The organism is Streptomyces vilmorinianum (assembly GCF_005517195.1).
Taxonomy (GTDB): domain Bacteria; phylum Actinomycetota; class Actinomycetes; order Streptomycetales; family Streptomycetaceae; genus Streptomyces; species Streptomyces vilmorinianum.
In genome coordinates, this window is record NZ_CP040244.1 from 2,505,120 (window position 1) to 2,527,581 (window position 22,462).

Below are 22,462 nucleotides of genomic sequence, written 5' to 3' on the forward strand. Positions count from 1 at the left end.
AGAGTCCGGCCCAAGGGACGTTACTGATCAGTAAAGAGGGTGCGGATATGCGGCTCGGCATCAACCTCGGCTACTGGGGCGCCGGCATGGACGGCGACAATCTCGCCGTCGCCCAGGAGGCGGACCGCCTCGGCTACGACGTCTGCTGGGCCGCCGAGGCCTACGGCTCCGACGCGCCCACGGTGCTCGCCTGGGTGGCCGCCAAGACCGAGCGGATCGACGTCGGCTCCGCGATCATGCAGATCCCGGCGCGCCAGCCCGCCATGACCGCGATGACAGCCGCCACCCTCGACTCGCTCTCCGGCGGCCGGTTCCGCCTGGGACTCGGCGTGTCGGGCCCGCAGGTCTCCGAGGGCTGGTACGGCGTCAAGTTCGACAAGCCGCTCGCCCGCACCCGCGAGTACGTCGAGATCGTCCGCAAGGCCATGTCCCGTGAGCGCCTCACGTACGAGGGGCAGCACTGGACCCTCCCGCTGCCGGGCGGCCCGGGCAAGCCCATCAAGCTCACCGTCCACCCGCAGCGCGAGCACATCCCGCTCTACATCGCCGCGATCGGACCGAAGAACCTGGAGCAGACCGGCGAGATCGCCGACGGCGCGCTGCTGATCTTCCCCTCCGCCGAGCACCTGGAGGAGACCGCGCTGCGGCCGCTGCGCGCGGGCCGCGAGAAGGCCGGGCTGACCATGGAGGGCTTCGACGTCCACCCCACCCTCCCGATCGCCCTCGGCGACGACATCGACGCCCTCGCCGACATCTTCCGCCCGTACACCGCCCTGTACGTCGGCGGCATGGGCAGCCGCAAGCAGAACTTCTACAACCAGCTCGCCCAGCGCATGGGGTACGAGAAGCAGGCCGCCGAGATCCAGGACAAGTACCTGTCCGGCGACAAGACGGGCGCCGCGGCCGCCGTACCGCGGCAGCTGATCGACCAGACCACCCTGCTCGGCTCCGTCGACCGGATCGCCGACCGGATGAAGGCCTACGCCGAGGCCGGTGTCACGACCCTGACCCTCGCCCCGGCCGGCTTCACCCTCGACGAGCGGGTGGCGGCGCTGCGGGCGGGCACGGAGGCCCTGGAGCGGGCCGGTCTCGGCTGAGTTCTGCGGCCGTGGTGGGGGCTCGGGGGGTCTTCCCCGCCACGGCCGTCATGCAGCACAACGCGCCAGACGGCGCCCGGTTACGACTCGGGCGCTCCTTCTTTCGGCCGAATCGCCCGCCCCCTCCTGTTGCCCACCCGCCGCGAGCGCATTTGACTCGTTCTCTGCGGACGTGCGGCGTGCGGACGCCCGCATGGAGGTGGCGCAATGCTCACGGCCAAGAGCCTGTTCCAGGAAATCATCGACAACGACGAGTCCTTCCAGCTCTTCTGTTCCATCGCCGCCAGCGGCGAGGCCCAGGGAGGCTGGGAGAACGCCCGGATCGCGGCCCTCGTCGCGCCCGGGATGCGGGAGCTGGCCCCCAAGATCACCCGGCACGGCGCCGACGAGGACAAGCACGGCCGGATCTTCAACGCGTTGATGAAGAAGCGCGGCCTGCAGCCCGTACCGGTGCCGCCCGACACCGACTACACGATGCTCCTCGAACAGCGAGGCATCGGCCTCGCCCACGACAAGCTCCGCCGCGACGAACCCCTCAGCGAGCGGGACATCATCGTCTACCTCGCCCACAGCAGGGTCACCGAGGAGCGCGCCGCGAGCCAGATGGAGATGCTCGTGAAGCACTTCGGGGACCACCCCGAGCTGGGCAAGGCCATCCGGATGATCTGCGACGACGAGGACAACCACCTTGCCTACTGCCACGAGGAGCTGCTGCGCCTCGCGTACGCCGGACACGGCCGGCTCATCCAGCGCACCCTGCGCGAGTCCGCCCTGGCCGAGATCCGGGTCTACCGCGACGTCAGCCTCGCCGTGATGAGCCACATGGGCCGCATCCTCGGCTGGCCCAAGCCGAAGGCGGCCGTGCTCGCCGCCGGCATCCACGGCATGTACGCGTACGAACGGGCGGCCGGCTGGCGCAGGATGGTCGACCTCAAGATGCCCGAGCGGCGCAACGCGCTGGGCGGACCCGCGACCCCGGCCCCCGCGTTCTGACCGGGTCGCGTCCCCCGGCTACATCCAGCCGCGCCGCTTGAACAGCCGGTACAGACCGAACTCGAACCCCACCATCATCAGGATCACCGCCGGATACGACCACACCCAGTGCAGCTCCGGCATGTGGTCGAAGTTCATGCCGTAGATCCCCGCGACCATCGTGGGGACCGCGGCCATGGCCGCCCACGCCGAGATCTTGCGCATGTCGTCGTTCTGGCGCACCCCCATCTGCGCCAGATGCGCCGACAGCACGTCCGAGAGCAGCCGGTCGAGCCCCTCCACCTGCTCGGTGGCGCGGATCAGATGGTCGCTGACGTCCCGGAAGAACGGCTTCGCCGCGGTGCTCACGAACGGCACGGTCCCGGCGGCGAGCTTCTCCATCGGCGTGCCCAGAGGGCTGCTCGCCCGGCGGAACTCCAGTACCTGGCGCTTGGCGGTGTAGATCCGCGCCGCGGTGTTCGCCGGGTTGCCGCCCGCCGGGGCGAACACATCGGCCTCCAGCTCCTCCAGGTCGACCTGGAGCTCGCCCGCCACGTCGATGTAGTGGTCCACGACCTCGTCGCTGATCGCGTACAGGACGGCTGTCGGACCGTGCCGCAGCACCTCCGGCTCCGCCTCCAGCCGGCGCCGCACCGCCGTGAGCGGCGCGCCCTCGCCGTGCCGGACCGTCACCACGAACGAATCGCCCATGAAGACCATCACGTCGCCCGAGGAGACCCGGTCGCTCTCCGGCTCGTACGTCACCGGCTTGAGGACGACGAAGAGCGAGTCGTCGTAGACCTCCAGTTTCGGCCGCTGATGGGCCTTCAGGGCGTCCTCGACGGCCAGCGGGTGCAGCGCGAACTCGGCCGAGACATGGTCGAACTCCGCTTCGGTCGGCTCGTAGAGCCCCAACCACAGGAAGGCGTCGCCGCTCGCCCTCGCCTCGTCCAGCGCGTCGGACAGGTCGGCGGGGCCGTCGGCACGAACGCCGTTCTTGTAGAGGGCGCAGTCCACGATCACGCGCCGTATTCTTCCCCGCGCGCCCCGACCTTGCACCCGTGGGCGAACCGGCCCGCCGGGACCGCCCCACGCGCGCGTGCTCCCGCTTACCCTTGCCGCCATGGCCACGCTGATCCTCGTCCGTCACGGACGCTCGACCGCCAACACCTCAGGGGTCCTCGCCGGACGGATGCCCGGGGTCGCCCTCGACGAGCGGGGCGCCGCGCAGGCGGCCGCCCTGCCCGGGCGCCTGGCCGGGGTGCCGCTCGCCGCCGTCGTCACCAGCCCGCTGCAGCGCTGCCGCGAGACCCTGCGGCCCCTCCTCGACGCCCGCCCCGGGCTGCCGCTCCACACGGACGAGCGGATCAGCGAGTGCGACTACGGCGACTGGTCCGGGCGCAAGCTCGCCGAGCTGAGCGACGAGCCCCTGATGGAGATCGTCCAGGCCCACGCCTCCGCCGCGGCCTTCCCCGGCGGCGAGTCGATGCGCGCGATGCAGACACGGGCGGTGGACGCCGTACGGGACTGGAACGCGCGGATCGAGGCCGAACACGGTGAGGACGCCGTCTACGCGATGTGCTCGCACGGCGATGTCATCAAGTCGATCGTCGCCGACGCCCTCGGCATGCACCTCGACCTCTTCCAGCGCATCCACGTCGACCCCTGCTCCGTCACCGTCATCCGCTACACGCGGCTGCGCCCCTTCCTCGTACGCCTCGGCGACACGGGCGACTTCGCCGCCCTCGCTCCCCGGGAGACCGGTGACGCCGGCGGGACGGGCACCGGAACGGGCAGCGGAACGGGCAGCGGGGCCGCGGAGGTCGGCGGCGGCGCGGGCGCACCGTGATCCATCCGCGCAGTAGGGTGGACGGGCCGCTGTAGCGCGGGCCTTCACCACTGTCGAGACTCAAGGGAGTCAGGGACGTGTCCCGTCAGGTGTTCCTCTACGACCCACCGGAGCGTTTCGTGGCCGGCACGGTCGGGCTGCCTGGCCGCCGTACGTTCTTCCTGCAGGCGTCCGCGGCGGGCCGGGTCACCAGCGTGGCCCTGGAGAAGACCCAGGTCGCCGCGCTCGCCGAGCGGATCGACGAACTCCTCGACGAGGTCGTGCGCCGCACCGGCGGCAACGCCCCCGTCCCGGCCGTCGCCCCCGCCGACATCACGGACACCGCCCCGCTCGACGTCCCGGTCGAGGAGGAGTTCCGCGTCGGCACCATGGCCCTCGCCTGGGACGGTGAGGAACAGCGCATGATCGTCGAGGCCCAGGCGCTCGTCGAACTCGACGCCGAGTCCGAGGAGGACCTCGCCGCGGCCGAGGAACGGCTCCTCCAGGACGAGGAGAACGGGCCGCCGATGCTGCGGGTCCGCCTCACCGGCGCCCAGGCCAGGGCCTTCGCCAAGCGCGCTCTCGACGTCGTCAACGCCGGCCGTCCCCCGTGCCCGCTGTGCAGCCTGCCGCTCGACCCCGAGGGGCACGTGTGCCCGCGCCAGAACGGATACCGGCGCGGAGCATGAGCGGTCCCGACAGCCGGGCGGTCGTCGACCTGCTCACCCGGGGGGAGCTGACCGTCCGCGGCCAGGTCCGCGAGGCGTCCAACGCGGTGCTCCTGTGCTCCGTCGCCCACGACGGCGAGGAGGCCGCCTGCGTCTACAAGCCGGTCGCGGGCGAGCGCCCGCTGTGGGACTTCCCCGACGGCACCCTCGCCCAGCGCGAGGTCGCCGCCTACGAGCTCTCCGAGGCCACGGGCTGGGGGCTCGTACCGCCCACCGTGCTGCGCGAGGGGCCGTACGGCGAGGGCATGGTCCAGCTCTGGATCGATGCCGACCCCGGGGCGAGCCTGCTCGCGCTCACCGAGGACGAGGAGGCGGGGGAAGGGTGGAAGGCCGTCGGCCCCGCCCAGGTCGGCGAGGACCGCACCGCGCTCCTCGTGCACGCCGACAGCCCCGCACTGCGCCGTATGGCCGTCCTGGACGCCGTCATCAACAACGGCGACCGCAAGGGCGGGCACCTGCTGCCCGCACCGGGCGGCCACCTCTACGGCATCGACCACGGCGTGACCTTCCACGTGGACGACAAGCTGCGCACCCTCCTGTGGGGCTGGGCGGGCGAGAAGCTGCCCGCCGAGGCCGCCGAGGTCCTCGAACGGCTCGACGGCGCCCTGGCCCCCGGCACCCCGCTCGCCACCCGGCTGGCCCAGTTGCTCACCGCGGCCGAGGTGGACGCCCTGCGCGGCCGGGTCACCACGCTCCGCACGACCGGCCGGCACCCGGAGCCCTCGGGGCAGTGGCCTGCGATCCCCTGGCCACCGGTCTGACCGTTCGGATCCGGCCAACCCTGGTCCGCCGACCCCCACCCCCAGGGGGTATGCATGAACGGGTGCGAGCTGCAAGACCGCCTGATCGGCCAAGATCCCGCATCCGGTTCGTATCCGGAACAGGTGTCCGGTTACGCTCAGGTCATGCATGCCTGGCCCGCTTCTGAGGTCCCCGCCCTGCCCGGCAAGGGCCGCGACCTCCGGATCCACGACACCGCGACCGGCGGACGAGTGACCCTCGCCCCCGGCCCCGTCGCCCGTATCTACGTCTGCGGCATCACGCCGTACGACGCGACCCACATGGGTCACGCGGCGACCTACAACGCGTTCGACCTCGTTCAGCGCGTGTGGCTCGACACCAAGCGGCAGGTCCACTACGTCCAGAACGTGACCGACGTCGACGATCCGCTCCTCGAACGGGCGATCCGCGACGGCATCGACTGGGTCGGCCTCGCCGAGCGCGAGACCGCCCTCTTCCGCGAGGACATGACCGCCCTGCGGATGCTGCCGCCGCAGCACTACATCGGCGCGGTCGAGGCCATACCCGGCATCGTGCCGCTCGTCGAGCGGCTGCGGGACTCCGGCGCGGCCTACGAGCTGGACGGCGACATCTACTTCTCCGTCGAGGCCGACCCGCACTTCGGGAACGTGTCGAACTACGACACCGCGCTCATGCGCCACCTTTCCGCCGAGCGCGGCGGCGACCCGGACCGCCCGGGCAAGAAGAACCCGCTCGACCCGATGCTGTGGATGGCCGCCCGTGAGGGCGAGCCCAGCTGGGACGGCGCCAGCCTCGGGCCCGGCCGCCCCGGCTGGCACATCGAGTGCGTCGCCATCGCGCTCGACCACCTGGGCATGGGCTTCGACGTCCAGGGCGGCGGCTCCGACCTGATCTTCCCGCACCACGAGATGGGCGCCTCCCACGCCCAGGCCCTGACCGGCGAGTTCCCCATGGCCAAGGCGTACGTCCACGCCGGCATGGTCGCCCTGCACGGCGAGAAGATGTCCAAGTCCAAGGGCAACCTGGTCTTCGTCTCCGCGCTGCGCCGCCAGGGCGTCGACCCGGCCGCGATCCGCCTCGCGCTCCTCTCGCACCACTACCGCGCCGACTGGGAGTGGACCGACCAGGTCCTCCAGGACGCCGTGGAGCGCCTGGGTCGCTGGCGCGCCGCCGTCTCCCGCCCCGACGGCCCGTCCGCGGACGGGCTCGTCGAGGAGATCCGCGAGGCGCTCGCCGACGACCTCGACGCACCGGCCGCGCTCGCCGCCGTCGACCGCTGGGCCGCTCGGCAGAACGCCGAGGGGGGTACGGACGAGTCCGCGCCCGGTCTCGCCTCCCGTGCCGTCGACGCACTTCTGGGTGTCGCTCTCTAGCCGGCGTCCCGCTCAACTCCCTTTCACACAGCCGCCCTTGGACTTCCGGCCGAAGTCCGAGGGCGGTTCCGTTTTGTCCTGGCCCCGTGCTTGTTTATGCGCTAAATACGCTCCATGCAATCAACATCGCGCATGAAGGCTGCATTCGCAGGCGTCGCGCTCGGGCTCCTCGCGGTGTTCGCGGGACCGGGCAGCGCCCAGTCCGCCGAACCGTCACCGACCACCGTCGGGGACGTCACCGGCTTCGCCGCCGAGGGCTCCGGCTACCGGCTGACCGCCGGTCAGGCCCAGGCCCGCGTCAGTTTCGTCACCGACGAGACCTTCCGTATCGAACTCGCCCCCGACGGGAAGTTCACCGACCCCACCGGACAGGACATCGTCCTGCCCCAGGGCCCGCCGCCCGCCACCCAGTGGTACGACCGCGGCGACCGCTACGAACTCAGCTCCGCCGAGGTCACCTTGCGCGCCTACAAGTCGCCGCTGCGCTTCGCCGCGTACCGCGCCGACGGCACCCCGCTGTGGTCCGAGACCACGGGCCTGACGTGGAACCAGGACCGCACCACCCAGACCCTGGCCCGGGGCGCCGACGAGCAGTTCTACGGCGCGGGCATGCAGAACGGACGCGGCAACACCTCGCACCGGGGCAAGACCGTCGAGGTCGGCGTCGACTACAACTGGAACGACGGCGGCCACCCCAACTCCGTCCCGTTCTACCTCTCCTCCGCCGGCTACGGCGTCTACCGCAACACCTACGCCCCGAACACCTACGTCTTCGGCGAGCCCGTCACCACCAGCGCCCGCGAACAGCGCTTCGACGCCTACTGCTTCGCGGGGTCCGGCTCCGACGCCCTCAAGGACGTCATCGGCCAGTACACGAGCCTCACCGGCAAGCCCTTCCTGCCGCCCGTCTACGGCCTGGAGATCGGCGACGCCGACTGCTACCTCCACAACGCCAACCGCGGCGAGCGCCACACCCTGGACGCCCTGAAGGTCGCCAACGGCTACGTCCAGAACGACATGCCCAACGGCTGGATGCTCGTCAACGACGGCTACGGCTGCGGCTACGAGAACCTCGCCGAGGCCGCCACCGGCCTGCAGCAGCGCGGGATGCAGCTGGGGCTGTGGACCGAGGACGGCCTCGACAAGCTCGCCGACCAGGTCAAGGCGGGCCAGCGGGTCGCCAAGCTCGACGTCGCCTGGGTCGGCGCGGGCTACAAGTTCGCCCTCGACGGCTGCAAGGACGCCCACGCCGGCATCGAGGCCCACAGCGACGCCCGCGGCTTCACCTGGGCGCCCGAGAGCTGGTCCGGCGCCCAGCGCTGCGGCGTCCAGTGGTCCGGCGACCAGTCCGGCACCTGGGAGTACATCCGCTGGCAGATCCCCACCTACGCCGGCGCCTCCATGTCCGGCCTCGCCTACACCACCGGCGACGTCGACGGCATCTTCGGCGGCAGCGCCAAGACGTACACCCGCGACCTGCAGTGGAAGACATTCCTGCCGGTCACCATGACCATGGACGGCTGGGCCGCCAACGACAAGCAGCCCTTCCGCTACGGCGAGCCGTACACCTCCATCAACCGCGCCTCCCTCAAGCTCCACGAGTCGCTGCTGCCCTACATCTACTCGCACGCCCACCGCGCCACCCGGACCGGCGTGGGCCTCGCCCGGCCGCTCGTCCTGGAGTACCCCGACGACCCGAAGGCCGCGAGCGAGGCGGCGAAGTACGAGTTCCTGAGCGGTGAGGACTTCCTCGTCGCCCCCGTGTACCAGGACGCCGTCGAACGCGACGGCATCTACCTCCCCCAGGGCACCTGGATCGACTACTGGAGCGGGCGCACCTACCAGGGCCCGGTCACCGTCGACGACTACAGCGCCCCGCTCGACACCCTGCCCCTGTTCGTACGGGCCGGGGCCACCGTCCCCATGTGGCCCGGCGGCATCCGCTCCTACACCGACCGCACGCCCGACTCCCCGCTCGCCTGGGACATCTACCCGCAGGGCGCCTCGGCCTTCGAGCTGTACGAGGACGACGGCGTCACCCGCGCCCACCGCACCGGCCAGTACGCCACCCAGCGCGCCGAGGTCCTCGCTCCCCAGCGCGGCGCGGGCGACGTGACGGTACGGATCGGCGCGAGCAAGGGCGCCTTCGCCGGCAAGTCCACCGCCCGGCCCTACCAGTTCACCGTCCACACCGGCGACGCGCCGAGCGCGGTGACGCTCGGCGGCCGCGCGCTGCCCCGGCTCACCTCCCGGGCCGCCTACGAGGCCGCGGGGCAGGGCTGGTGGTACGACCGCGACGACCGCGGGGGAGTGGTGAAGGTCAAGACGACCGCACAGCGCACCGACCGCGGATTCGTCCTCGAACTGAAGGACACCAGCGCCGTCGGCGGAGCCGTACCGGGTGCCGCCGCCACCCTCACCACCCCGGCGGGCCAGGAGCTGGGCGCCGGCGCGCCCGGCACCGTCGCCGTCGACGTCACGGCGGGCACCAGGGACGCCACCGGAGTCGAGGTCTCCCTGGCGGCCCCCGAGGGCTGGCAGGTCACCCCGGCCGCGCCGATCGAGCGCATCCCGGCGGGTACCACGCGGCGGGTCGAGGTCTCCGTCACCCCGGCGAAGGACGCCAGGCCGGGCGAGGCCACGCTCACCGCGACCGCCCGCCACCGCTCGGCGGGCCAGGACCGTACCGCCGTCCAGCGCTTCGCCGTCGGCGTGATGCCCGAGCCGCCGTCCACCGGCGTCTGGGCGAGCGATCTGGTCTGGCTGAAAGCCACCAACGGCTGGGGCCCGCCCGAACGCGACCGCTCCAACGGCGAGTCGGGCGCGAACGACGGCCGCACGCTCACCCTGGCCGGAAAGACCTACGAGAAGGGCATCGGGGCCCACGCCGACTCCGACATCGAGGTCTATCTCGGCGGCCGCTGCACCGCCTTCACCGCCGAGGTCGGCATCGACGACGAGATCGACGGCTACGGGGACGTGGCCTTCTCCGTCGAGGCGGACGGCACGGTGCTGTGGACCTCGCCCCGGCTGACCGGGGCCTCGGCGACCGTGCCCGTCGACGTCGATGTCAGCGGCGCCCGCCATGTCCACCTGCGGATCACCGACACCAACGGCTCCAAGAGCGGTGACCACGGGGACTGGGCGGCGGCGCGCTTCGACTGTGCCTGACGGGCGCGTCACGCGAGGGACGTGAAGGGCGTGAAGGGGCGTGATCCGGCCAACCGCCGGGTCGGAAGCGTGCGTTGTGATGAGGTGTGAGGGTCTTGTCGACACGTGGTACGAAAGGACGCTCAGTTGCACCGTTCCTTCGCACGCAGAAGTCTCCTGGGAGCCGCCGCCGCAGCCGGCGCGGCGGCTCTCGTCGCCCCGCTCGGCGGAGCGGCACACGCGGCCGCCCCCGGGGGACGGTGGCCCACCCGCTTCCTCCTGCCCGCCGGCTTCCGGCCGGAGGGCATCACCATCGGCCACAGCCCCTGCGCCTACTTCGGCTCGCTCGCCAACGGCGATGTGTACAAGGCGAGTCTGGCCACCGGGCAGGGCCGGATCATCTCCACGGGACCCGGCACCGACAACCCCACCGTCGGCCTGAAGATCGACCGCGCCGAGCGGCGTCTCTTCCTCGCCGGCGGCTGGGGCCGGGCCATCCGGGTCGCCGACGCCCGCTCGGGCGCGCTCCAGAAGAACTTCACCGGACTCGGCGCCGAGAATTCGATGGTCAACGACGTCATCCTGACCCCGGAGGCCGCCTGGTTCACCGACTCGTACCGGCCGCAGCTCTACCGGCTCGCCCTGGACCGCTCCGGCGCTCCGGCCGGCGTCCCCGTGACCGTGCCGCTGGGCGGCGACTGGGCCCAGGGACCCGACTTCACCGCCAACGGCATCGAGCGCACCCCCGACGGCCGCGCGCTCCTCGTGGTGAACACCTTCCTCGACGGCGGCACCCTGATGCGGGTCGACCCGGGCACCGCGGTCGCCCGCGCCGTCGACCTCGGCGGTCTGAAGATCCCCCGCGGGGACGGGCTGCTGCTCCTCGGGCGCACGCTGTACGTCGTCCAGCAGGCGCTCAACCAGATCGACGTGATCCGGCTGAACGACGCCGGGACCCGGGGCACCGCCGTCGCCCGGATCACGGACGACTCGTTCCGCATCCCGACCACCGCGGCCGCCTGGGGTGAGCGGATCTATCTGCCGAACGCCCGCTTCGACGTGGAGCCGGCGCCGGACACGGAGTACGACGTGGTGTCGGTCCCGCGGGTGTGAGGACGCGGAAGGGGGCCACGCCGGGATCGGCGCGGCCCCCTTCCGTACGTTCTACTCGCTGTCGCCGGCGTCGCCCTCGTCCGGTGCATCCGGTGCGTCCGGTGCATCCGGCGAGTCCGGCTCGGAACCCTCCGGCGCCGCTTCCGGACCCGGCTGATCCGGCTTCGGTGGCCGCGTACGTCCGCCGGAGGGGCCGGACGTCTCGCGCAGATAGGACGCGTCACCGCCCTCCGTCGCCACCCCGGGGCCCGGTCCCGGCTCCCGCCGCCGCAGATACCGCTCGAACTCCCGGGCGATCGCCTCGCCCGAGGCCTCCGGCAGCTCCGCCGTGTCCCGCGCCTCCTCCAGCGTCTGGACGTACTCCGCCACCTCGCTGTCCTCGGAGGCGAGTTGGTCCACGCCCAGCTGCCAGGCCCGCGCGTCCTCGGGCAGTTCGCCCAGCGGGATGCGCAGATCGATCAGATCCTCCAGGCGGTTGAGCAGCGCCAGCGTCGCCTTGGGGTTCGGCGGCTGCGACACGTAGTGCGGCACCGCGGCCCACAGGCTCACCGCGGGCACGCCCGCGTGCGTGCACGCCTCCTGGAGGATGCCGACGATGCCCGTGGGGCCTTCGTAGCGGGTCTCCTCCAGATCCATCGTCCGCGCCAGATCCGGGTCGGAGGTGACCCCGCTGACCGGGACGGGCCGGGTGTGCGGGGTGTCGCCGAGCAGCGCGCCCAGGATCACCACCATCTCCACACCCAGCTCATGGGCGAAGCCCAGGATCTCGTTGCAGAACGAGCGCCAGCGCATCGACGGCTCGATCCCACGCACGAGCACCAGGTCGCGCGGCTTGTCGCCGCCGACCCGGACCACGGAGAGCCTGGTCGTCGGCCAGGTGATCTTCCGGACACCGTTGTCCAGCCACACCGTGGGCCGGTTGACCTGGAAGTCGTAGTAGTCCTCGGCGTCGAGCGCCGCGAAGACCTCGCCCTTCCATTCCCGGTCCAGATGGGCGACCGCGGTGGAGGCGGCGTCGCCGGCGTCGTTCCAGCCCTCGAACGCGGCCACCATGACCGGGTCGATCAGCTCGGGTACCCCCTCGAGCTCGATCACCCAGTGCCTCCTTTTCGAAGTTCCTGTCGTACGGACCAACCTTAAGGCTTTCCGGCGGCCCGTCCGCAGCCCTCGGACACGCCCGAAACCCTTCTCGGCCTTGATCGACTACCCAGGAACTCCCCTTGGCATCCCGCGAGTAAGGGGCGGTCTCACGAGAGAGACCGCCCCTTACAAGGTCGGGCACTACTTGCCGAGCATGTCCTCGACCTTGGCGCGGACCTCGTCCGTCGCCAGACCGCGGATCGTCAGCGTCGTACGGCGGCGCAGCACGTCGTCCGCCGTCTGGGCCCACTCGTGGTCACGGGCGTAGGCGACCTGCGCCCAGATCTCGGGCGCGTCGGGGTGGATACGCTCGCCGAGCTCCGGGTTCTCGTTCGCCATCCGCGCGATGTCGAAGGAGAGCGAACCGTAGTGCGTCGCCAGGTGCTTGGCGGTGTCGGCGGCCATCCGCGGGCCGGGGGCCGGACCGTCGACGAGGAGCCGGTGGGCGACCGCGTTCGGGTTGGCGATACCGGGCAGCGGCAGCCGCTTCGGGAGCGCCGAGACCGGCTCGTAGTCCTCGCCCAGGGGGTGGCCCGGCAGGGACTCCAGCTTCTTCATGACCGTACGGCCGATGTGGCGGAAGGTCGTCCACTTGCCGCCGGCCACCGACAGCATGCCGCCGCGGCCCTCGGTGACGACCGTCTCGCGCTTGGCCTTGGAGGTGTCGCCGGGACCGCCCGGCAGCACCCGCAGGCCCGCGAAGGCGTACGTGATCAGATCGCGCGACAACTGCTGGTCGCGGATCGAGAAGGCGGCCTCGTCCAGGATCTGGGCGGTGTCCTTCTCGGTGACCTCGACCTGGCCGGGGTCGCCCTCGTACTCCTCGTCGGTGGTACCGAGCAGCAGCATGTCCTCCCAGGGGAGGGCGAAGGTGATGCGGTACTTGTCGATCGGTGTCGCCAGCGCGGCCTTCCACGGCGAGGTCCGCTTCAGGACCAGGTGCGCGCCCTTGGACAGGCGGATGGAGGGGGCCGCGTTCGGGTCCTCCATCCTGCGCAGGTGATCGACCCACGGTCCCGTCGCGTTCAGGACGAGACGGGCCGTGACGCCGAACTCCTCGCCGCTGGTGCGGTCCTTGAGCTCCGCGCCCGTGACCCGGCCGCGGGTGAAGCGCAGCCCGGTGACCTCGGCGTGGTTGAGGACGACGGCACCGGCGTCGACGGCGGCGCGGACCGTCATCAGCGCCATCCGGGCGTCGTTCATCTGGTCGTCGCCGTACACGGCCACGGCCTTGAGGTTGTCCGTGCGCAGCTCCGGCACGTCCTGCGCGGCCTTCGAGGGGCTGAGCAGGTGCCCGACCCCGTCACCGAAGGCGGACAGGGCGGAGTACGCGAAGACACCGGCGCCGAGCTTGGCCGCGCCGTGCGGGCCGCCCTTGTAGACGGGCAGGTAGAAGGTGAGGGGGTTGGCGAGGTGCGGTGCCACCTGGCGGGAGACCGCACGCCGCTCGAAGTGGTTCTCCGCCACCAGCTTCACCGCGCCGGTCTGCAGGTAGCGCAGACCGCCGTGGAGAAGCTTGGAGGAGGCGGAGGAGGTGGCGCCGGCGAAGTCGCCGGCGTCCACCAGGGCCACCCGCAGGCCCGACTGCGCGGCGTGCCAGGCGGTGGAGATGCCCAGGATGCCGCCGCCGATCACCAGGAGGTCGTACGTCGCCTTGGAAAGCTGCTCCCGGGTCTCGGCGCGGCTCGGCAGGGAACCAGCGGCCGGGCGCGTCCCCAGGGCAGGGACGCTCTGCAGGGTGGTCATGTCGATCTACTCCTCGTCGGTTCCGTCTTCGAGCCAGCCCATGGAGCGTTCAACGGCCTTCAGCCAGCTCTTGTACTCGCTGTCACGCTTGTCGGCGTCCATGCGAGGGGTCCATTCCGCCGCCCGGCGCCAGTTGGCACGCAGGGCGTCGGTGTCCGGCCAGAAGCCGACGGCCAGACCGGCGGCGTAGGCGGCGCCGAGGCAGGTGGTCTCGGCGACCATCGGACGCACGACCGGCGCGTCCAGGAAGTCCGAGAGCGTCTGCATCAGCAGGTTGTTGGAGGTCATGCCGCCGTCGACCTTGAGCGCGGTCAGCTCGACGCCGGAGTCCTTGGTCATGGCGTCGGTGATCTCGCGGGTCTGCCAGGCGGTGGCCTCCAGGACGGCGCGGGCGATGTGCGCCTTGGTGACGTACCGGGTGAGGCCGGCGATCACACCGCGGGCGTCGGAGCGCCAGTACGGGGCGAACAGACCGGAGAAGGCCGGCACGAAGTAGGCGCCGCCGTTGTCCTCGACCGAGGACGCGAGGGTCTCGATCTCGGCGGCGGACTTGATCAGGCCCATCTGGTCGCGCATCCACTGCACCAGCGAACCGGTGACGGCGATCGAGCCCTCCAGGGCGTAGACCGGCTTCTGGTCGCCGATCTGGTAGCCGACCGTGGTCAGCAGGCCGCTGTAGGAGTTGATGATCTTGTCACCGGTGTTCATCAGCATGAAGGTGCCGGTGCCGTACGTGGACTTCGCCTCGCCCTCGGCGAAGCAGGTCTGGCCGAACAGGGCGGCCTGCTGGTCGCCGAGCGCGGAGGCGACCGGGACGCCGTCCAGGACGCCGCCCTTGACGGTGCCGTACACCTCGGCGGAGGAACGGATCTCCGGCAGCACGGCGGCCGGGATCTCCATGGACTGGAGGATCTTCTCGTCCCAGCCCATGGTGTGCAGGTTCATCAGCATGGTGCGCGAGGCGTTGGTGACGTCGGTGACGTGGTGACCGCCGTCGACGCCGCCCGTGAGGTTCCAGATGACCCAGGAGTCCATGGTGCCGAAGAGGATGTCGCCGCGCTCGGCGCGCTCGCGCAGGCCCTCGACGTTGTCGAGCAGCCAGCGGACCTTCGGGCCGGAGAAGTACGAGGCGAGGGGCAGACCGGTCTCGCGGCGGAAGCGGTCCTGGCCGACGTTGCGGCCGAGCTCCTTGCACAGCGCGTCGGTGCGGGTGTCCTGCCAGACGAGGGCGTTGTGGACGGGCTCACCGGTGTTCTTGTCCCAGAGCAGCGTGGTCTCGCGCTGGTTGGTGATGCCGATGGCCTTGACGTCGGCCGAGGTGATGCCGGCCTTGGCGATGGCGCCGGCGACGACCTCCTGGACGTTGGTCCAGATCTCGGCGGCGTCGTGCTCGACCCAGCCCGGCTTCGGGAAGATCTGCTCGTGCTCCTTCTGGTCGACGGAGACGATCCGGCCGTCGGTGTCGAAGACGATGCAGCGGGAGGAGGTGGTGCCCTGGTCGATCGCGGCGATGAACGGGCCGCTGCCGTGGGAGGAAGAGCCGGCGGTGTGTGCGTCGGTCACGGTTACTCCAAGGGATGTCTGGAAGAAGGACGGCTCAGGCGAACGCGATGTTGTAGATACCCGCTGCGAGGGCGCCACCGATCAGCGGACCGGCGACGGGGATCCAGGCGTAGCTCCAGTCGGAGCCGCCCTTGTTCGGCAGCGGCAGCAGGGCGTGCACGATGCGCGGACCGAGGTCACGGGCCGGGTTGATGGCGTAGCCGGTGGGGCCGCCGAGCGAGAGGCCGATGGAGACGACGACGAAGGCGGTGATCAGAGCGCCGAGTACGCCGAGGCCCTTGCCGCTGTCGTTGAGGCCCTGCGTCAGCACCGCGAGGACCAGCACGACGGTGCCGATGATCTCGGTGGCCAGGTTCTGCCAGACGTTCCGGATCTCGGGGCCGGTGGAGAAGACGCCGAGCACCGGGCCGGCCTTGGGAGCGGCCACCTCGGTGACCATGCCCTCCTCGTGCGGCGGTGCGGCGAGGATCTCCGGGTCCGTGAGGTGGGCCCGGAACTGTCCGTAGTACGCGATCCAGACCAGGAACGCGCCGAGCATGGCGCCGAGGATCTGGCCCGCGAAGTAGACCGGGGCGTTGGACCAGTCCCCGTCCTTGATCGCGATGCCGACGGTCACGGCCGGGTTCAGATGGGCGCCGGAGAGGGTACCGGTCATGTACACGGCAGTCATGACCGCGAAGCCCCACCCGAAGGTGATGGCGAGCCATCCGGCGTTCTGCGCCTTCGAGCGCTTGAGCACCACGGCGGCGACGACGCCGCCGCCGAGCAGAATGAGTACGGCGGTACCAATGATCTCGCCGATGAAGATGTCGGAGCTGGACACCCGCGACTCCTTTGTCCTTCGTCCAGGGGAAGGCGAACCCCGGGTCCCTCCGGTGGTCCGCGCCCTCGTATGGGTGCGTAGCCGGCCCTTGGCAGTGCCACACTCTAGCGTGTATTGCCGGTAGGTGTTCGACAATGCCGACCGATGAACGGAAGTTTTGCCCTCCGCTTAACAGCACGTCAAGGGTTCTGTGGCCGATTGCCTTCCGCATGACCCGATCGTTACCGACGCGTTCCGCGCGCGCCCGCGGACACACCTCGGCCCGGCCGCCTGAGGGCGACCGGGCCGATGCGTCGAGGGGTGGGACCGGGTCCCGGCCGCGCCGCTAGAAGCGCCCCGCGCCCAGATCACGGGAGACGGCGCGGGCGCAGTCCCGTACCGCCGCCACCAGCTCCGAGCGCAGCTCGCCCTCGTGGCAGACCCGCTCCACCGCGCCCGTGATCGCCACCGCGCCCACCGGCATCCGGCGCCGGTCGTGGATCGGGGCGGCCACCGAGGCCACGCCCTCCCAGGTCTCCTCCACGTCCGCGGCCCAGCCTCGCGCGCGGGTCATGTCGAGCAGGCCCTCGAACTCCGCGAGGTCCGTGACCGTACGGGGCGTGAAGCTCTCGCGCGGAACCTCGAGACCCTCGCTGTGGGCCACCGGGTCGTAGGCGGAGAGCACCTTGCCCAGGGCCGTGGAGTGCAGCGGCTGCATCGCCCCGACCTCCAGGACCTGGCGGCTGTCGTCCGGCCGGAAGACGTGGTGCACGATCAGCACGCCCTGCTGGTGCAGGACGCCCAGATGGACGCTCTCGCCGCTGGAGCGCGCCAGGTCGTCCGTCCACACCAGCGCCCGCGCCCGCAGCTCGTGCACGTCCAGATAGCTGTTGCCCAGGCGCAGCAGCTCCGCGCCCAGCTGATAGCGGCCCGAGGCCGTCTCCTGCTCCACGAAGCCCTCGGCCTGCAGGGTCCGCAGGATGCCGTGCGCCGTGCCCTTGGCCAGGCCGAGCGAGGAGGCGATGTCGGACAGACCGAGCCGGCGCTCGCCGCCCGCGAGCAGTCGCAGCATCGCCGCCGCTCGTTCAAGCGACTGGATGTTCTTCGCCATCGCCCGGCCTTTCTCCCTGTCATGATCCCGGCGGTCCCGTGGATCCTACGGACAGGATCCCGTGGATCATGCTGTTCGACAATGCTGAACACTATCGGTCGATGCCGACCGCTCTGTACCTTGACAGTGTCGTTCACGAACGGGTGTGACCGGGAGTCCCCGGACACAGGATGCCGTCCGGCCCGTGGGACGCCATGTCCACCCCGGCGCGCGCACGGTTACTCTGGCCCCGTGCGCCCTCCTCCGAGGGTGCAAAGCCGACAGCCGTCGCATCCCAGGGAGCTCATCCATGGCCTCGTCGCCTACCCCTTCCGCCGACAGCCGGACCCGCGCCGCAACACTCCGCGAGGCACTCGCGAGCCGAGTGGTGGTGGCTGACGGAGCCATGGGCACCATGCTCCAGGCACAGGACCCCACCCTCGAGGACTTCCAGAACCTCGAAGGCTGCAACGAGATCCTGAACGTGACCCGGCCCGACATCGTCCGCTCGGTGCACCAGGAGTACTTCGCCGCCGGCGTCGACTGCGTCGAGACCAACACCTTCGGAGCGAACTTCGCCGCGCTCGGCGAGTACGACATCCCGGAGCGCGTGTACGAGCTCTCCGAGTCCGGCGCCCGGATCGCCCGCGAGGTCGCCGACGAGTTCACCGCCTCCACCGGACAGCAGCGCTGGGTCCTCGGCTCCATGGGCCCGGGCACCAAGCTGCCCACCCTCGGCCACGCCGCCTACACCACCCTGCGCGACGCCTACCAGCAGAACGCCGAGGGCATGCTCGCCGGTGGCGCCGACGCGCTGCTCGTGGAGACCACCCAGGACCTGCTGCAGACCAAGGCGTCCGTCATCGGCGCCCGCCGCGCCCTCGACGCCCTCGGCGTCGACGTGCCGCTGATCTGCTCCGTCACCGTCGAGACCACCGGCACCATGCTGCTCGGCTCCGAGATCGGCGCCGCGCTCACCGCGCTGGAGCCGCTCGGCATCGACATGATCGGCCTGAACTGCGCCACCGGCCCCGCCGAGATGAGCGAGCACCTGCGCTACCTCGCGCGCCACTCCCGTATCCCGCTGTCCTGCATGCCCAACGCCGGACTGCCCGTCCTCGGCAAGAACGGCGCGCACTACCCGCTGAGCCCAGCCGAGCTCGCCGACGCCCAGGAGACCTTCGTCCGCGAGTACGGACTCTCCCTGATCGGCGGCTGCTGCGGTACGACCCCTGAGCACCTGCGCCAGGTCGTCGAGCGCGTCCGCGACCTCACCCCGACCGTCCGCGACCCGCGCCCCGAGCCCGGCGCCGCCTCGCTCTACCAGACGGTCCCGTTCCGCCAGGACACCTCGTACATGGCGATCGGCGAGCGGACCAACGCCAACGGCTCCAAGAAGTTCCGCGAGGCCATGCTCGAAGGCCGCTGGGACGACTGCGTCGAGATGGCCCGCGACCAGATCCGCGAGGGCGCGCACATGCTCGACCTCTGCGTCGACTACGTCGGCCGCGACGGCGTCGCCGACATGGAGGAGCTCGCCGGCCGCTTCGCCACCGCCTCCACCCTGCCGATCGTCCTCGACTCCACCGAGGTCGACGTCATCAGGGCCGGCCTGGAGAAGCTCGGCGGCCGCGCCGTCATCAACTCCGTCAACTACGAGGACGGCGACGGACCCGACTCCCGCTTCGCCAAGGTCACCCGGCTCGCCCAGGAGCACGGCGCCGCGCTCATCGCGCTCACCATCGACGAGGAGGGCCAGGCCCGCACCGTCGAGAACAAGGTCGCCATCGCCGAGCGGATCATCGCCGACCTGACCGGCAACTGGGGCATCCACGAGTCCGACATCCTCATCGACACCCTCACCTTCACGATCTGCACCGGGCAGGAGGAGTCCCGCAAGGACGGCATCGCCACGATCGAGGCGATCCGCGAGCTCAAGCGCCGCCACCCGGACGTCCAGACGACCCTGGGCCTGTCCAACATCTCCTTCGGCCTCAACCCGGCCGCCCGCATCCTGCTCAACTCGGTCTTCCTCGACGAGTGCGTGAAGGCGGGTCTCGACTCGGCGATCGTGCACGCCTCGAAGATCCTGCCGATCGCCCGCTTCGACGAGGAGCAGGTCACCACCGCCCTCGACCTGATCTACGACCGGCGCTCCGAGGGCTACGACCCGCTCCAGAAGCTGATGGCGCTCTTCGAGGGCGCCACCACGAAGTCGATGAAGGCCGGCAAGGCCGAGGAGCTCCTCGCCCTGCCGCTGGAGGAGCGCCTCAAGCGCCGCATCATCGACGGCGAGAAGAACGGCCTGGAGGGCGACCTCGACGAGGCCCTGCAGACCCGTCCCGCCCTCGACATCGTCAACGAGACGCTGCTCGACGGCATGAAGGTCGTCGGCGAGCTGTTCGGCTCCGGCCAGATGCAGCTGCCGTTCGTGCTCCAGTCCGCGGAGGTCATGAAGACCGCCGTCGCCTACCTCGAACCGCACATGGAGAAGGTCGAGGGCGCCGAGGGCAAGGGCACCATCGTCCTCGCCACCGTCCGCGGCGACGTCCACGACATCGGGAAGAACCTCGTCGACATCATCCTCTCCAACAACGGCTACAACGTGGTGAACCTGGGCATCAAGCAGCCCGTCTCCGCCATCCTGGACGCCGCCGAGGAGCACCGCGCCGACGTCATCGGCATGTCCGGCCTGCTGGTCAAGTCCACGGTGATCATGAAGGAGAACCTGGAGGAGCTGAACCAGCGCGGCCTCGCGGCCGACTTCCCGGTCATCCTGGGCGGCGCCGCCCTCACCCGCGCCTACGTCGAGCAGGACCTCCACGAGATCTACCAGGGCGAAGTGCGCTACGCCCGCGACGCGTTCGAGGGCCTGCGGCTGATGGACGCCCTGATCGCCGTCAAGCGCGGCGTCCCCGGAGCCGCGCTCCCCGAGCTCAAGCAGCGCCGGGTCGCCCAGCGCGCCACGGCCCTCGAGGTCAACGAGCCCGCGGAAGGCGGCCGTTCGGACGTCGCCACCGACAACCCGGTGCCGACCCCGCCGTTCTGGGGCACCCGCGTCGTCAAGGGCATCCAGCTCAAGGAGTACGCCTCCTGGCTCGACGAGGGCGCCCTGTTCAAGGGCCAGTGGGGCCTCAAGCAGAACCGGGCCGGTGACGGACCGTCGTACGAGGAACTGGTGGAGAGCGAGGGCCGTCCCCGGCTGCGCGGCTGGCTGGAGCGCCTCCACACCGAGAACCTCCTGGAGGCGGCCGTCGTCCACGGCTACTTCCCCTGCGTCTCCAAGGGCGACGACCTGATCATCCTGGACGAGGCCGGCAACGAGCGCACCCGCTTCACCTTCCCCCGCCAGCGCCGCGGCCGCCGCCTCTGCCTCGCGGACTTCTTCCGCCCGGAGGAGTCCGGCGAGACCGATGTCGTCGGCCTCCAGGTCGTCACCGTCGGCTCGCGGATCGGCGAGGCCACCGCCAAGCTCTTCGAGTCCGACTCCTACCGCGACTACCTGGAGCTGCACGGACTGTCCGTCCAGCTGGCCGAGGCCCTCGCCGAGTACTGGCACGCCCGCGTCCGCGCCGAGCTCGGCTTCGCGGGCGAGGACCCGGCCGACGTCGAGGACATGTTCGCGCTGAAGTACCGCGGCGCGCGGTTCTCCCTGGGCTACGGGGCCTGCCCCGACCTGGAGGACCGGGCGAAGATCGCCGAGCTGCTGCGGCCCGAGCGGATCGGCGTCCACCTCTCGGAGGAGTTCCAGCTCCACCCGGAGCAGTCCACCGACGCGATCGTCATCCATCACCCTGAGGCGAAGTACTTCAACGCGCGGTGATCGCGGCGGGGTAAATCCCCGCACCTTCGCTGAGCGAGACGTACACTTGTCGGTCCAGTGCAGGCCGGCCGCCCTACCCGTACCGGGGAGGGAGGCCGGCCTTCTCGTCCCTCCATGGAGGTGTGCCGGATGACCAGTACGGTCCCCGCGTCCTTGTTCCGCACGAGCGGTAGCTCCGCCCTGCAGGCGGTCTTCCTCGACATGGACGGCACCCTCGTCGACACCGAGGGGTTCTGGTGGGACGCCGAGGTGGAGGTCTTCGCCGGCCTCGGGCACCGGCTGGACGAGTCCTGGCGCGACGTCGTCGTCGGCGGCCCCATGACCCGCAGCGCGGGCTACCTGATCGAGGCCACCGGCGCCGACATCACCCTCGCCGAGCTCACCGTCCTGCTCAACGAGAAGTTCGAGCAGCGCATCGACCGGGGCGTACCGCTGATGCCGGGCGCCGAGCGGCTCCTCGCCGAGCTGTACCGCCACAACATCCCGACCGCCCTGGTCTCCGCCTCGCACCGCCGCATCATCGACCGGGTCCTCGCCTCGCTGGGCCGCGACCGCTTCAGCCTCACCGTCGCCGGCGACGAGGTGATGTGCTCCAAGCCCCACCCCGAGCCCTATCTGACCGCCGCGACCGGGGTCGGTGCCGAGCCGGCGCTGTGCGCCGTCATCGAGGACACGGCGACGGGCGTCGCGGCCGCGGAGGCGGCGGGCTGCCGCGTGGTCGCCGTGCCGTCCGTCGCACCGATCGCGCCCTCCGCGGGCCGCGTCGTGGTCCGCTCCCTGGAGGACGTGGACGTTCCGTTCCTGCGGACGCTGATCACTTCACCATGATCGTCTGAGCTTTTTCTGAGCCTTCCCGGGATTTCCGATCCCGAATGCGGCGGCGGAGACGCAGGGCACTCGACCGTGCATTTTCCGTAACCGCCGCCAGGAAATGAATCGGCCATCCGTCGAGTCGTGACACACGTGACCTTGGTCACTCAGCGTTTCGACCGGCGGGTGGCCGTAGTGCATCCGATGTCCGGATCGCGGTGGTTGCGCCCTCCCCGTGTGTCCGTATTCGCTCCTTCCCTGACGAATCATTCCCGCGCATGACTATCGAACCCACCGCATTCATGCTCACCATGCGCATACGCATCAAGCCGCCCGAGGTCCGGCATTACGGCGTTGCCCACTAATCTTTCGCGAGTACTTCGCCGCACCATCCATGTGCACCGGCGCCCCACCCAAGTCGCCGCGAACACAGGACCGATCGCACACCATCCCGGCCCGATCGCC

Annotated in this window: 16 protein-coding genes; 10 read left to right on the top strand and 6 right to left on the bottom strand. The window is 70.9% G+C overall.

Translation table 11 applies throughout. The features are described 5' to 3' along the window. Positions 1-47: 47 nt before the first annotated feature. The gene (locus tag FDM97_RS11695; protein ID WP_137990348.1) at positions 48-1,097 is read left to right on the top strand and encodes an LLM class F420-dependent oxidoreductase; all 1,050 of its coding nucleotides are present in this window, start codon (positions 48-50) and stop codon (positions 1,095-1,097) included. A 207-nt stretch (positions 1,098-1,304) separates the two neighbouring features. Next, positions 1,305-2,090, top strand: a complete 786-nt coding sequence (locus FDM97_RS11700) for a ferritin-like domain-containing protein (RefSeq protein WP_137990349.1) — start codon at positions 1,305-1,307, stop codon at positions 2,088-2,090. An 18-nt stretch (positions 2,091-2,108) separates the two neighbouring features. Here the strand turns inward: FDM97_RS11700 and corA are convergent, their stop codons facing one another. Further along, positions 2,109-3,101 carry a magnesium/cobalt transporter CorA gene (gene corA, locus FDM97_RS11705; protein ID WP_137994778.1) on the bottom strand — a complete coding sequence of 331 codons (993 nt, stop codon included), beginning with the start codon at positions 3,099-3,101 and terminating at the stop codon, positions 2,109-2,111. A 91-nt stretch (positions 3,102-3,192) separates the two neighbouring features. Between corA and FDM97_RS11710 the strand changes: the two genes are divergently transcribed. From FDM97_RS11710 to FDM97_RS11735, 6 genes are all read left to right on the top strand, one after another. Continuing rightward, the gene (locus FDM97_RS11710) at positions 3,193-3,918 is read left to right on the top strand and encodes a histidine phosphatase family protein (protein ID WP_137990350.1); all 726 of its coding nucleotides are present in this window, start codon (positions 3,193-3,195) and stop codon (positions 3,916-3,918) included. 77 nt (positions 3,919-3,995) lie between these two features. After that, the gene (locus FDM97_RS11715; RefSeq protein ID WP_137990351.1) at positions 3,996-4,586 is read left to right on the top strand and encodes a DUF3090 domain-containing protein; all 591 of its coding nucleotides are present in this window, start codon (positions 3,996-3,998) and stop codon (positions 4,584-4,586) included. Further along, entirely contained in the window at positions 4,550-5,386 is an 837-nt protein-coding gene (locus FDM97_RS11720; RefSeq protein WP_432816208.1) for an SCO1664 family protein, read from the top strand. Before FDM97_RS11715 ends, FDM97_RS11720 begins: the two co-directional genes overlap by 37 nt. Before the next feature lie 144 nt (positions 5,387-5,530). Then, complete coding sequence (mshC, locus tag FDM97_RS11725; protein ID WP_137990353.1) at positions 5,531-6,760, top strand: cysteine--1-D-myo-inosityl 2-amino-2-deoxy-alpha-D-glucopyranoside ligase; 1,230 nt, start codon at positions 5,531-5,533, stop codon at positions 6,758-6,760. Between the two features lie 114 nt (positions 6,761-6,874). Further along, positions 6,875-9,931, top strand: a complete 3,057-nt coding sequence (locus FDM97_RS11730) for an NPCBM/NEW2 domain-containing protein (RefSeq protein WP_137990354.1) — start codon at positions 6,875-6,877, stop codon at positions 9,929-9,931. Between the two features lie 126 nt (positions 9,932-10,057). Continuing rightward, positions 10,058-11,023, top strand: coding sequence for an SMP-30/gluconolactonase/LRE family protein (locus FDM97_RS11735; protein WP_137990355.1), 966 nt, complete (start codon positions 10,058-10,060; stop codon positions 11,021-11,023). Between the two features lie 51 nt (positions 11,024-11,074). Here the strand turns inward: FDM97_RS11735 and FDM97_RS11740 are convergent, their stop codons facing one another. The 5 genes from FDM97_RS11740 to FDM97_RS11760 all read right to left on the bottom strand — a co-directional run bounded on the left by FDM97_RS11740 (position 11,075) and on the right by FDM97_RS11760 (position 17,385). After that, on the bottom strand, positions 11,075-12,118 hold the full coding sequence (locus FDM97_RS11740; protein WP_137990356.1) for a PAC2 family protein: 1,044 nt from the start codon (positions 12,116-12,118) through the stop codon (positions 11,075-11,077). 186 nt (positions 12,119-12,304) lie between these two features. Beyond that, positions 12,305-13,909, bottom strand: coding sequence for a glycerol-3-phosphate dehydrogenase/oxidase (locus tag FDM97_RS11745; RefSeq protein WP_137990357.1), 1,605 nt, complete (start codon positions 13,907-13,909; stop codon positions 12,305-12,307). 6 nt (positions 13,910-13,915) lie between these two features. Continuing rightward, positions 13,916-15,472 carry a glycerol kinase GlpK gene (gene glpK / locus FDM97_RS11750; protein ID WP_137990358.1) on the bottom strand — a complete coding sequence of 519 codons (1,557 nt, stop codon included), beginning with the start codon at positions 15,470-15,472 and terminating at the stop codon, positions 13,916-13,918. A 34-nt stretch (positions 15,473-15,506) separates the two neighbouring features. Then, the gene (locus FDM97_RS11755) at positions 15,507-16,295 is read right to left on the bottom strand and encodes an MIP/aquaporin family protein (RefSeq protein WP_137990359.1); all 789 of its coding nucleotides are present in this window, start codon (positions 16,293-16,295) and stop codon (positions 15,507-15,509) included. A 325-nt stretch (positions 16,296-16,620) separates the two neighbouring features. Continuing rightward, positions 16,621-17,385, bottom strand: a complete 765-nt coding sequence (locus FDM97_RS11760; protein ID WP_137990360.1) for an IclR family transcriptional regulator — start codon at positions 17,383-17,385, stop codon at positions 16,621-16,623. A 289-nt stretch (positions 17,386-17,674) separates the two neighbouring features. On the opposite strand from FDM97_RS11760, the gene metH reads away from it, so the two are divergent. Together metH and FDM97_RS11770 are read left to right on the top strand one after the other, a co-directional pair. Then, a complete protein-coding gene (gene metH, locus FDM97_RS11765; protein WP_137990361.1) occupies positions 17,675-21,187 on the top strand; it encodes a methionine synthase in 3,513 nt (1,170 codons plus the stop codon). A gap of 129 nt (positions 21,188-21,316) precedes the next feature. Next, positions 21,317-22,015, top strand: coding sequence for an HAD family hydrolase (locus FDM97_RS11770; RefSeq protein WP_137990362.1), 699 nt, complete (start codon positions 21,317-21,319; stop codon positions 22,013-22,015). The last annotated feature ends 447 nt before the right edge of the window (positions 22,016-22,462 follow it).

What these genes read in the sequence shown, in the direction of transcription:
- FDM97_RS11695 (WP_137990348.1), top strand. Translation starts at nt 48, where the DNA reads ATGCGGCTCGGCATCAACCTCGGCTACTGGGGCGCCGGCATGGACGGC.
- FDM97_RS11700 (WP_137990349.1), top strand. Translation starts at nt 1,305, where the DNA reads ATGCTCACGGCCAAGAGCCTGTTCCAGGAAATCATCGACAACGACGAG.
- FDM97_RS11710 (WP_137990350.1), top strand. Translation starts at nt 3,193, where the DNA reads ATGGCCACGCTGATCCTCGTCCGTCACGGACGCTCGACCGCCAACACC.
- mshC (WP_137990353.1), top strand. Translation starts at nt 5,531, where the DNA reads ATGCATGCCTGGCCCGCTTCTGAGGTCCCCGCCCTGCCCGGCAAGGGC.
- FDM97_RS11730 (WP_137990354.1), top strand. Translation starts at nt 6,875, where the DNA reads ATGCAATCAACATCGCGCATGAAGGCTGCATTCGCAGGCGTCGCGCTC.
- FDM97_RS11745 (WP_137990357.1), bottom strand. Translation starts at nt 13,909, where the DNA reads ATGACCACCCTGCAGAGCGTCCCTGCCCTGGGGACGCGCCCGGCCGCT.
- FDM97_RS11760 (WP_137990360.1), bottom strand. Translation starts at nt 17,385, where the DNA reads ATGGCGAAGAACATCCAGTCGCTTGAACGAGCGGCGGCGATGCTGCGA.
- metH (WP_137990361.1), top strand. Translation starts at nt 17,675, where the DNA reads ATGGCCTCGTCGCCTACCCCTTCCGCCGACAGCCGGACCCGCGCCGCA.
- FDM97_RS11770 (WP_137990362.1), top strand. Translation starts at nt 21,317, where the DNA reads ATGACCAGTACGGTCCCCGCGTCCTTGTTCCGCACGAGCGGTAGCTCC.